General features: G+C 47.8%; 7 protein-coding genes. 4 read left to right on the top strand and 3 right to left on the bottom strand.

The annotated features are described in order from the left end of the window. Window positions 1-184 precede the first annotated feature (184 nt). Window positions 185-1,993 carry a DNA repair protein RecN gene (recN, locus tag H6F98_RS28805; RefSeq protein ID WP_192222167.1) on the bottom strand — a complete coding sequence of 603 codons (1,809 nt, stop codon included), beginning with the start codon at window positions 1,991-1,993 and terminating at the stop codon, window positions 185-187. Window positions 1,994-2,401: 408 nt separating this feature from the next. Between recN and H6F98_RS28800 the strand changes: the two genes are divergently transcribed. Beyond that, the gene (locus H6F98_RS28800; RefSeq protein WP_192222166.1) at window positions 2,402-4,519 is read left to right on the top strand and encodes an AarF/ABC1/UbiB kinase family protein; all 2,118 of its coding nucleotides are present in this window, start codon (window positions 2,402-2,404) and stop codon (window positions 4,517-4,519) included. Between the two features lie 218 nt (window positions 4,520-4,737). Here the strand turns inward: H6F98_RS28800 and H6F98_RS28795 are convergent, their stop codons facing one another. Next, window positions 4,738-6,354: a glycosyltransferase family 39 protein gene (locus H6F98_RS28795; RefSeq protein ID WP_192222165.1), complete on the bottom strand. Its 1,617-nt coding sequence runs from the start codon at window positions 6,352-6,354 to the stop codon at window positions 4,738-4,740. A gap of 679 nt (window positions 6,355-7,033) precedes the next feature. Between H6F98_RS28795 and H6F98_RS28790 the strand changes: the two genes are divergently transcribed. After that, window positions 7,034-8,974, top strand: coding sequence for a sodium:proton antiporter (locus H6F98_RS28790; RefSeq protein WP_192222164.1), 1,941 nt, complete (start codon window positions 7,034-7,036; stop codon window positions 8,972-8,974). A gap of 87 nt (window positions 8,975-9,061) precedes the next feature. Here H6F98_RS28790 and H6F98_RS28785 read toward each other — a convergent pair whose 3' ends face one another. After that, entirely contained in the window at window positions 9,062-9,763 is a 702-nt protein-coding gene (locus H6F98_RS28785) for a triacylglycerol lipase (RefSeq protein WP_192222163.1), read from the bottom strand. 61 nt (window positions 9,764-9,824) lie between these two features. On the opposite strand from H6F98_RS28785, the gene H6F98_RS28780 reads away from it, so the two are divergent. Further along, on the top strand, window positions 9,825-10,553 hold the full coding sequence (locus H6F98_RS28780; RefSeq protein ID WP_396813824.1) for a precorrin-2 C(20)-methyltransferase: 729 nt from the start codon (window positions 9,825-9,827) through the stop codon (window positions 10,551-10,553). Window positions 10,554-10,770: 217 nt separating this feature from the next. Further along, window positions 10,771-12,207, top strand: a complete 1,437-nt coding sequence (locus H6F98_RS28775) for an energy transducer TonB (protein WP_192222162.1) — start codon at window positions 10,771-10,773, stop codon at window positions 12,205-12,207. Window positions 12,208-12,314 lie beyond the last annotated feature (107 nt).

Genomic DNA, 12,314 nt, shown 5'->3' with positions numbered 1-12,314 from the left:
GAAGAGTGTAGCATAGCAGACCGTTGTTGGTTGTTGGTTATTTGAAAGCTATAGCAGTAGCCACAAATGTTAGGACATTAACGGGAGTTCCCCATTCCCTGTTCCCGACTTTCAAGACAGGTCTATTCTCTGTCCGTTATCTTTTGCCACTGAACAAAAAGCGGCAAAATTATCTACGAAGCACTCAAACCGACTTGATATGTTGTGCTTTTTCCAGGAGAGATTCGGCAAATGTCATCGCTTCTTGAGCCGACTGTCCACCCGCAAGTTGAGCAATTTCATCGCGACGATGGGAGAGATTGTCGAGAAGGCTGACTCGGACAACGGTACGAATGTCAGGAAGTTCTAATGGGAGTTGCTCTTCCAGGTCAGGACTGGCTTTGCCGTTACCATTACCTTTACTGGAGGCGCGTTTTTTTGAGGTGAGTACAAGCGGTTGGTCAATGACCTGTTTATCGACTCGGAAGTGCCGATCTGCCATCGCGGCAATTAAGGGTTGGTGAGTGACACAGAGGACTTGATGTTGATGACTGAGTTGGTTGAGCTTTTGGGCGATCGCTTGTGCGACGCGACCGGAAACTCCCACATCAATTTCATCAAAAATTAGGGTTCCCCATGCTCCCGTAGTGTTTGAAAAACAAGCCTTTAACGCTAGCAAAAAGCGGCTCATTTCTCCACCCGAAGCGGTTGCAGAAAGGGGTTGTAAAGGTTCTCCGGGGTTAGGAGAGAAGTAAAAGGTGACTTGGTCACCACCCGCACCTGAAGGTGGCATTGGTGCGATCGCAACTTGAAACTTCACCTTTTCCATTGCCAGTGGTCTCAGTTCCTCGACCAAGCGTTTTTCCAATTTCTCAGCCGCTGTGCGCCGTAACTGCGTTAGCTGCGTACATTCATGAGTTAAGCTTTCCTGACATAGAGAATAGGTAGCTTCGAGATCTTCTAGCGATTGACCTTCACCACCGAGTTCTGCCAGTTCCGCCTGGAGTTTCTCATAGTGTGCGATCGCATCGGCAAGGGTTGGGCCATATTTACGGCAAATTTGTTTGAGTGCCTGAATTCGATCTTCTACTTCTTGTAAACGTTGGGGATCAGTTTCCAGTCCATCCCCATAAGCATTAATTTCATGACTGGCTTCTACTACCTGCGCTAGTGCGGCACTAACCATGTCTAGCACTGATTGCAATTGGCTGTCGTAGCGCACCATATCACTCAAATTGGCTTCCGCTTCTGCCAATAAATCAGCACACGCCGACGCTCCCCCGTCATTTTGATAGAGTGCTTGATACACCAAGTAACTCTGCTGCTGAAGTTCGACAACATGGCTCAAACGCTGGCGTTCTTGTTCAAGATGTTCCAGTTCATCGGGATCATTCAGGTGAACAGTACTCAGTTCTTGAGTTTGGTATTCTAACCAATCGAGTCGTTGCAAGCGTTGTTGCTCAGATTGCCGCCGCTTCTCCAAGGCTTTCGAGGCTTCTTGGCTAGCCATATAGGCTGAGGCAACGCGATCGCGTTGTTGGATGAGGGAAGAACCACCGTAAAGGTCAAGTAGTCCTCGTTGGAGTGCGGGTGCCATGAGTTGCACGGTTTGACCTTGAGCGGTGATTTCTACCAAACGCTCACGTAGCCTTTCCATCAACTGGCGGTTGACCAATACACCATTGACTCGCGATCGCGATCGGAGGCTTCCTTGATTAACGGCAATCTCCCGGCTACAAACTAAATCCGCTTCATCCAGCAAGTCAATCTCCTGCTCACTCAACCAGGCAATCAACGCCGAATCAGCCCGAAACGTTGCCTCTACCGAGGCGCGTTCTGTTCCACTCCGAATCAGCCGATTGCTGACTTTGCCACCCAAAGCGACATCAATCGCGTCCAAAATAATCGACTTTCCAGCACCCGTTTCGCCAGTTAGGACATTCAGACCAACCCCAAATTCTAGTTCCAGTTTGTCGATTAAGGCAAAGTTATGAATTCGTAAAGAAAGCAGCATGGCAATTTAGACATTTATGTGAGGCGGACGGGTCAGAACTAACGAATCTAGAATTTGACAAATAGCCGTTTGAGCCAACTCTTGCCAATCTTTGTAATCAGTAAATAGAGTGAGCGGGATACAAAATTCACCTAGAGGGAAGAGGCGATCGACATCAACTTAAGTAAATATTTATAGGAAATAGTGGCAGATGCTAGTGGCAGTTGAGCCAATGAGAGTTGTAGTTGCTACCAAAAACCAGTGTAGATTTAGTGTCAAGATGTTGAACGCCAGAGTGACTCGTTCTGCTCAATGGTAAAAGCAAGGAACTGGAAGTCGTCCCAACGCAGGTAAATCGGGTTTTATAGTGCCCATAACAGTTATTGTTACAATACTTTACAGAGTCGCTCCTGTCGGTCCCTAACCAATATGAATGTTAAAACAGTTTCCCCTGCCTCCCCTGAAATAGACTCAAGAGCCGTGGTGGAAGAGTCGAGCCAGGTGCAAAGGCAAGCAGAATCGATGACGTATGAAGCAAAGCTCCCAGTTAACGGGAGCGTTGTGCCAGATGCGATCGCCGTTGAGTATGAGTTAAGCCAGACATCGGTGCCAGCCGAAGCGTCACTGGAGACAGTACCTGTCTTGCAGACAGAAGTACTGCGTTATGACCCTGTCGCAATTATGGCGAAGTACCGTAAGGCACCGTTCCAAGTCTTAGGGCGCTTTCTCAACATTGTCTTACCATCAATTGGCTTTGCCCTGAATCTATGGCTGGATGGCGTTTTAGGTCGCACTAAGCGTAATCAGCGACAGCGCGCGATTCAACTACGGAAAATCTTAACCAAATTGGGGCCCGCTTACATTAAAGTCGGTCAGGCACTCTCAACACGACCGGACTTAGTCCCAACTGTCTTCTTGGAAGAGTTGACACTGCTACAAGATCAGTTGCCACCGTTTCCCAATGAACTGGCGTACCAATTTATAGAAGAAGAATTAGGCGCTCACCCTGATCAGATTTATGCTGAACTTACCCCTCAACCTGTAGCTGCCGCTTCGCTTGGACAAGTCTATAAAGGCAAGCTCAAGACAGGTGAAACAGTAGCCGTAAAGGTGCAACGACCAGGACTTGCTCGTCGTATCGCCCTAGATGTCTACATCCTGCGTAGCCTAGCTATTTGGGTACAAAAGAACTTCAAGCAGGTGCGTAGCGACTTGGTGGCAATTATGGATGAATTTGCCACCCGCATCTTTGAGGAAATGGACTACACCCTAGAAGGACGTAATGCTGAGCGTTTTTCCAAGCTTTACGGTCACCTCGAAGATATATACGTGCCGCGAATCTACTGGGAATATACAGGGCGGCGTGTCCTGACAATGGAGTGGATAACGGGCGTAAAGCTGACCAATATGGTAGCCATTAAGGAGCAAGGGATTGATGCAAGGCATCTAATCAATATGGGGGTGCAGTGTTCTCTGCGACAGTTGCTAGAACATGGATTCTTCCATGCTGATCCTCATCCTGGCAATTTACTGGCAACACCTGATGGGAAGCTAGCTTACCTTGACTTTGGCATGATGAGCGAAGTAAAGCCGTATCAACGCTACGGTTTGATTGAAGCAGTTGTCCATTTGGTCAATCGTGACTTTGCAGGCTTGGCACGCGACTACGTGAATCTGGAATTTCTAACACCAGATACCGATTTGACACCAATCATTCCCGCCCTGGCAAATGTCTTTAGTGATGCTTTGGGAGCAAGTGTTGCGGAACTCAACTTTAAGAGCATTACTGACCAGTTGTCGGCGTTGATGTACGAGTACCCGTTCCGAGTCCCTGCCTACTATGCACTAATTATCCGCTCGTTGGTCACCTTAGAAGGGATTGCAATTAATGTCGATCCGGAATTCAAGGTACTCTCGAAAGCTTATCCTTACGTGGCTAAACGCCTGTTGACTGACCCTTCACCGCAATTACGCGCTTCATTGAAGGACTTGCTCTTTAAAGATGGTAGTTTCCGCTGGAACCGTCTAGAGAATTTGTTACGGAATGCTGGCAGCAGTTCCGATTACGACCTCAATCAAGTGCTGAATCAGACGCTAGAGTTTCTCTTCTCAGAACGCGGTGCCTTTATCCGAGAGCAGTTGGTGGAGGAAGTTGTGAAGGCGATCGATACCTACGGACGTCGGACATTGGATAATGTCTCCTACTCCCTACGTGAACGTTTGGGATTGGCACAGAAGCGTACAACCGTGACAACTGTAGAGGAAGCGCAGAGTGCGGAGCATATCAAGCGGATTTGGGAGATTTTGAAAGAAACTCCTGGCTTTGACCCGATGCAGCTAGTACCCGTAATTCCTCAACTGCTAATGAAGCCAGAAACTCAGCGGATGGGGCAAAAAATTGCGGGTGGTTTAGCGCAACGAGTGATTGCGCGGATGATTCGCGAGGCTTTACTCAAGGATGCCGCTCAAGATGCTGCAAAAAATGGTAGCAAGCCGAAGACTGCCCCAGCCCCGAAGTTAATTTTGCCGCCTGCGGCTGTGATTTAGCAATCTAGCTGTAAGGGCAGGAGACTATGGTTAGTGGGGATTGAAGGATGAACTACCGCCAGTGCCTTACGGCGTAGGCGGTTTCTGGCTTCAAGGGGGAAGCTGGGGAGACGGAGGTTTCTCCAACTATCATCCCCAAAGCGTGCCGTTGTTGCTAAACTCGCGACGCTTCGATAAACCCGCCTTCATGACTAATAGGGATTTCTCGTCGGCTCTTGTTAATTGCTATCTCTAGCAATTAAGAGCCAACCAATCGCACTGGCAATTTTTTGACCTGGCTCTAAGTCCAACTCTTTGAAAGTATTGTTGTCCAGTAATAAATAGGGGTCTTTATCTTGCTCCCAATGCTGTTTGAGTTCAGAATTGGAGGCAGGAATAACTTGCCGCTCGCTATAAAATTTGAGTGCAGGACGTTCTGAAGGGAAGGATGCATAAATGAGCTGGCTCTCAGGTGTGCGAAGCCTGAGTATTGCCCCAATATCTCTAACCGGATAGGCAGCTTCTAATTGCCACACCCAATAGGGAGAAGTCATAAAAAGCAGCAGCGAGATATACGTGCCCCAGAACAAAATTAATATAAATTGCAGGTCACGTCGTGCTACTAAGACTGCCGCCATTGCCATTGTCAAAGCTAGTGAGGCAAAAATGACGGCTAAAGAGCGATCGCTACTTCCTCGAATCCCAAAGTAAATACTAATTCCGACCGCACCAAGAGCCAAGAGCATCAAGCCCATACTCCATATCCGGGGATATGATTTGCGACTTGGCCAATTCCAGACTTCAGCCAGTTGAGCGCCACCAGCTAGGGCTAAGACCGGGTAAATCGGTAAACTATACCAGGGCAGTTTAATCAGCGTTAGTGCGATCGCAAAAACATAAACACTAGTCCAAATCAGCACCAGTTTTGCCCAGCCCCAATTGCGATGTTCCCAAGCCAGCCGTAACCCATAAGGCCAGAATAGTAACCAGGGGGCGGAGAATAGTAAAGTTTCCCCTAAGTCGTACCAGGGAGCGCTACTTTGCCCCTCTATAGGTGACAAATGGCGCTGTAGAGATTGGCTGTCAATGCCTATCGTCAGAAAACTCTCTCCGTATTGCAGCAGTCCCCCTGCATACCAAGCTGCTACAGGTACACTGCCAAGGAGCAAGCCCAACCACCAATAACCCGACTTAAGCAGTCTAGGAGTATCCCAACAAAGAAACAAGAGTGCGATCGCAAGGATTAAAAGCCCAAGTAAGATTCCTTTGGTAAAGCAAATTAAGCTTAAGCCAATACCCACGCCGAGTGAAGTGCGAAAGTCACGACGCGATCGCAAAATGCACCACATCATCAACAGTACAAGACACAAAGCTGTTCCATCTGCGATCGCAAAGCGCCCAGTACAAGCCAGTGGTAAGAAGGTGAGATAAATTAAACCAGAAAAAATTGCGCTCTGACGCGAGGGGAAGAGTTCTCGACCAATACTATACAGGAGTGGTACTGAAAAAGCGCTCAGAATCGCCCCAGGTAAGCGTGTCGTCCACTCATTAAAACCACCAAGCTTGTATGCCCCAGCAATCAAAGAAGGGAGCAAGGGTGCCTCTTCTAGATAAGATTTACCATCAAGCTTTGGATAAAGCCATTGCCAAGACTCCATCGATACCGTAGCAATTTCACGAGCAACCAGCGCAATTGTTCCTTCGCGCCAATCTTGCAATGGTACAGTAGCTAAATTAACACTAAACAAGAGCAACGCTGCCAGAAGTAATCCCAACAGCCACAGCCCCTCAATCCAACGTTCCGTTCTGCGAATTTTACTCCCTGAGAGTCCCCAGGTAAAAGTTTGACGTTCCATCTTTACCAACAATTCCGATTGTTGCTCGTTGCCAGTTCACAACAGCGCGCTAATCCGATCTGCTACTCATCTTTAAAGTTGTTCGCAGCAGCGGTACGCTTTTCAAAGGTGACTTTCCAATTATGTATGAGAAATTCATTGACTAAGGTGCGGTCGAGTCCCGATTACGGGGTAATTATGCAGCTTTCGCATTCTTCTTAGTGTTTCCTGGAAATTGTGAACTACCAATTACATCAATTACACACAAGCCAATTTTCCTGTTCTTAGCGAGTTCTACCAGCTAACACCTCTTTTGAGGGGCTGGTTGAAACCCAGATGCTAAAATACCCAGCATGATTCATGATTTAATTTCGTATTCAAAATAAAATTTTGAAATTTTTTTTGTAGATCATCACAATGAACCAAGCTAGTTTATTAACAGATGCAGGGTTACTTTCAGGCTTATTAAGCTTGAACTCCTACCAGACATGACTAGTAATGTACTAACGCTAGTTTCTCCACCTGGTGGTATCAATACCTGGAAGTCTTGAAAGATTTACGCTATCTATGAAGCATCTCACACGTTTCGAGTTAGCAGATTATTTGCCTTCGTTCAACTTGCTTAACAACCCCCTCAGGTTCCTAAACACAGAACATCAAGCCTCTAGACCTGAGTGGATCACCTGCGACACTTACGCATATGGAAGGATCATTTGAATTAACCCTACAGATGGTCATCACCGTCCTCGCCGGGATTAGTGCCCAGGTAATCGCTGAATACTTCAAAGTTCCCAGTATCGTCTTCCTGCTAATATTTGGGATACTCTTGGGACCCGATGGCTTTGGTTTATTGCACCCCCAGGCACTGGGAGTCGGACTGGAAGTGATTGTTGCCCTCTCTGTTGCCGTTATTTTGTTTGAAGGAGGGCTAAACCTAGAACTGCGAGAATTAGGGAAAGTTTCTGGTAGTCTCAGGAACTTGGTTACCCTAGGCACGCTGATTACGCTGCTAGGGGGTGGGATGGCAGCCCACTGGTTGGGTGAATTTCCTTGGCCAATTGCCTTTCTTTATGCAGCGTTAGTCGTTGTCACCGGTCCAACTGTCATTGGTCCTCTGCTAAAACAGGTACAAGTCGATCGGCAAGTGGCAACGATTTTGGAAGGAGAAGGCGTTTTAGTTGACCCAGTAGGGGCGATTCTTGCTGTTGTCGTGCTTGATACGATTGTGAACAGCCATGTTAGTCTTTCAGATTCCATTATTGGTCTAACTCTCCGCCTTGGTATTGGTGGGGCAATTGGTGCCGTTGGTGGTTGGTTACTGGGCTTGATTCTCAAACGTGCCGACTTTATTTCAGAAGAACTCAAAAACCTGGTCGTGCTGGCAGGACTATGGGGTTTGTTTGGCTTGGCGCAAATGATTCGTAGCGAATCTGGACTGATGGCAACAGTTATTGCGGGGCTTGTTGTTGGCTCCTCTGCCCTACCTGAAGAACGCTTGCTGCGGCGCTTCAAAGGGCAATTAACAGTCCTTGGTGTCTCAGTGTTGTTCATTCTGCTCTCAGCAGACTTGTCAATTGCCAGTATCTTTGCCTTGGGCTGGGGTAGCCTTTTCACAGTTTTAGTGCTGATGTTTGTGGTGCGTCCCATCAGTATTGCCTTATGTACCTGGAACAGTGGACTGAATTGGCGACAGAAGTTGTTTTTGTCTTGGGTTGCCCCTAAAGGAATTGTCAGCGCTTCTGTTGCTTCCTTGTTTGCCATTCTCCTCACTGAACGGGGGATTAATGGGGGAGACTCGATTAAGGCGCTGGTTTTCCTGACCATTATGCTGACCGTTTTTTTGCAAGGACTAACCGCTCGCTGGGTTGCCAACTGGTTACAAATTAATCGGAACTCTGGAGCCACGGGTGCCGTTATTATCGGTTGTAATCCCTTAAGTCGTCTGATTGGTCGTCTGTTTCAGGAGCGAGGAGAATCTGTTGTACTCATCGACACTGACCCGGAAGCGTGCGAAAAAGCGGAGCAAGAAAATTTGCGCGTGTTCCAAAGTAGTGGTTTAGATATTGACGTTCTCGAAGAGGCAGGGCTTGACTCTATGGGAACGTTCTTGGCAATGACCAGTAATGGTGAAGTGAACCTGGTTTTAGCTCAACGAGCAGTTGAAGAGTTTCAGCCACCACGAGTTTTAGCCGTGTTTTCTCGTGACCCCCAAGCAAATCCAACGAACAACAAAACTAAAGTTAATCAGGCTTTTGTTCCCCAACTCCCGATCAAATCCTGGAACCAGTACCTCAATGAAGGGCAAGTGAAGCTAGGCAAAACGGCACTCAAAGAACCAGAATTTGCCTTTCAACGGGCGCATTTAAAAGCCTTAATTCGCTCTGGAGAACTTCTGCCCTTACTGGTGGAACGAGAGGCTAATTTTCAGATTGTATCCGCCTCTGAGGATTGGCAACCGGGAGACCAAATTATCTACCTGCTGCACGATCCTAGACCAAAACTCCTAAAGCGCTTATCCGGTGCGAGTCCTTCATCTCGATTGGCATTAGAGAGGCTACCGGAAGTGGAGGAGGTGCCTATTTCTGCGCCTGTCTCAGCAACGGCTATTGAGGAAGTGTTGCAGCCACCTGCTCCGAGTTAACCCATCTAGATGTAGCTCTGGCTCATGTATTTGAGCCGAAGTCTACCCTGAATACAGGCAATCCCTGCTTCCTCTACTCCCCCTGCGTCATGCTAAATAAGGCACCCAAGCCTCCATTGCTTCAGGAGAACCATACCAAATGCCTGTTCTCCTAGGTGAATGCATCACTCCGTCCAGGGTGAGATTCCTTGCCCCAACCAAATGAGCGGCTTCAATCGGCGTTATCCCATCTCCCCAACAGTTACCGTTTCCGCAAGTGAGCTTATAACTGCTGTAAGCTAACCAACGTCCTAAGCGTCGTTCACCATAGATTGCCTTACCTGCGACACAAACGTAGCGAACATCTGGGTAAAAAGCACCTGGATAATTGATTTTCACAAAATCTAGATTGCGTTTTGTCCAACGCTCTTGGCTAATATGGGGTGTTCCTAAGGTTACCAGCGTTGTCACGTAAGGGTAAGCGTGCCATAAACCTGCTGACTCTGTAACATCGTTGTGGATGTCGTAGGGCTTTTCTCCTAGGTAAATCCGCGCAATCCAGCCACCTGCCGAGTGACCAATTAGGTTGACCTTAGGAGCGTTGTATTGCTCACGCAGTTGCTTGACGGTTTGGTCAATTTTCCGCAAAATTGGTACCATTGAGCGACCCCCGACCGTTGGAAACCAATCCTGCTGCCGTAAGGGTACGGTAACAGTGGGGAACCCTAATTTTTGTAGAGATTGTTCTAAGAGACGATACTCAATCGCCCCTGCAAAATAGCCTGGTAGAATGACAGTCGGCAATGGCATTTTGGATTTAGATTCTGGATTGACAGTCCGAAGCTGCTAATTATTAAACCAAATTTATAAAGTGACGATCGCGCAAGTTGGCACCCTCTACGGTATTAGTGTTGGGCCAGGTGACTCTGAATTGATTACCCTCAAAGGGCTGCGTCTCCTGAAGCAATCACCTGTAGTAGCTTTTCCGGCTGGAGTTCATGGTAAACCAGGTATAGCGCAGCAGATTGTGGAGGAATGGTTGGGGAAAGAGCAGGTGCAGTTGGCATTGAGCTTTCCTTATGTGCAGGATATTGCCCTACTGACTCAAGCATGGCAAGTCGCAGCCGAGCAAGTTTGGCAACATCTTCAGCGCGGTCAAGATGTTGCGTTTGTCTGTGAAGGGGATGTCAGTTTTTACAGCACATTTACTTACTTAGCCGAGACACTACAACAGTTATATCCTGAGTGTAATGTCCAGACAGTACCAGGAGTCTGTTCTCCGATGGCAGCCGCATCAGCGTTAAAAATGCCCTTGACGGTGCGTGACCAACGTCTCGTGGTGCTTCCGGCTCTCTATAATGTGGGGGAACTGGAAACAATTTTGGCTTGGGCAGATGTTGTGGTGCTCATGAAGGTGAGTTCGGTCTATGAAGAGGTTTGGAAGGTGCTACATCGGCATGGGTTGCTGGAAACTGCGTTTGTTGTGGAGCGAGCTACACGACCAGAGCAAGTGATTTATCAAGATTTACGCGATCGCCCTACCCTAAAACTGCCTTATTTTTCCCTGCTTATTGTAAAAATTGCCCAAGGCGATCGTTAAATTAAATCAAGCCAAGTGATTTGACGGAACTTCTGAGACTTCAGTCTGAGTCTGCAAGCTTTATGCGACCAACTCAAAAACTGTCAACTTAACTCTCCTGTTTTAAAAGAACTCTCGTCTATCATTAAAAATCAACTGGCGATCCAAGCTGATACATCTTTAAACTGTCTGAACCTAATAGTCTGCTCTTGATGCAGCGGAGTGAACTGTACTTGCTATGTCTTACGCTTCCTTTACTAAAAGCTTCCCTAACCTAATAAAAAGCGTCCCTGAAAAACTGAGTCAACCGACGAGTATTGCTGTGATGGCATCTATCGGTATTCATGTAGTAGTGGGATTATCACTTCCTTATTTACCGAGTTTCTCCCGTGAAAAGTCACCGTCACGACGAACTGTTCAACTGACGCAATTAAGCCCACAAGAACAGAGCCGTTTACCCCAGCTTTCGCCACCTCCGCTACCACCAGCGGTTTCTACTCAAATCCAACCGCTAGAATCCTTACCGCCAACTCTATCTTCCTTACCACCTCTTCCTAAAGATTCGTCTCTCTACAACTTCCCGCTAAGCTCTTTACCCTCAACCTCCCCACGGTCAACCTCCCGCTCATCAACAAGCAATAGGTTTTCTTTTTCACCGCTACCGTCATTCAGCCGACAGCCAAGCCGCATAAAGTTTCCTGTTCGTAATAGTCCTATATGGACTAGGACTAACCGAGCCACGTCACTGCCAGTAACTCCTATCCAACCACGCTCATTGCCCGGTGGTCTTCCTGCTGCTCCCCTACCACCGTTCCCAAGTTTTCCTGATACAACAACGGCTACACCACCAGTGTTCCTGCCGACTACACCCACGCCACCACCACCTCAACCGCCCACATCTCAACAACCTATACCCCAACCGTCTTCAACACCCACTAGGCCAACGCAAACAACTGTGGCGGCTAATGGCTCTACACCACCAGCACCTTCCAACACTCCAGCAACACAAACACCTGGAACATCACGGACGCAAACACTAATCGCCCAGCGGGTGCAAGACATTCGGCAGATCCAGCAGAGCCTCAGACCGGACAGTAGTAATACCACGTCGGCTGAAGCCATGAGAAATGATGTTGCTTCACGGGCAAAAGTGCAGCAGGCAGAGCCGGAAATCCAACGTCGCGAGGGGACTTATCCCAAAGCCGCCTGCTTGAAGCAGCTAGAAGGCACGGCTGTCCATAATGTTTTGGTAGATGCTAGTGGGAAAACAGCACAGATAGACTTAATTCGGAGTGCAGGTTACCAGATTTTCAATCAGCAAGCTAGCCAGGAAATTAGTTCTCGCAGTTTCAGAAATACAACGGGTGCCCCAAAGCTTTACCAGGTGTATACCAGCTTTGAATACAGCAAAGAAATTTGCCCAGCTTTGAGGTCTACTGAACGTTCAAATGAGCGGCAGAATTCCCCTGAGCCTCAAAACTCACCTAAGCCCGAAAACTCAAATGAGCGGCAGAATTCCCCTGAGCCTCAAAACTCACCTAAGCCCGAAAACTCAAATGAGCGGCAAAATTCCCCTGAGCCTCAAAACTCACCTAGACCCGAAAACTCAAATGAGCGACAGAATTCCCCTGAGCCTCAAAACTCACCTAGACCCGAAAACACACCTGACGAGTGAGATTAGGAACTTCCAACTGAAAAACCTCTAATTACCAATGAGAGAAGTCAGTCGAGAAGCCTGCTCTGGCTCATTGGTAGGCGAGACACCTAGCTCACAAGATTGGA

The sequence above is a fragment of the Microcoleus sp. FACHB-SPT15 genome, assembly GCF_014849525.1.
In the GTDB taxonomy this organism is placed as follows: domain Bacteria; phylum Cyanobacteriota; class Cyanobacteriia; order Cyanobacteriales; family Coleofasciculaceae; genus Symplocastrum; species Symplocastrum torsivum.
The sequence above is the reverse complement of the archived record's forward strand: the minus strand, read 5'-3'. Positions and strand labels throughout refer to the sequence as shown.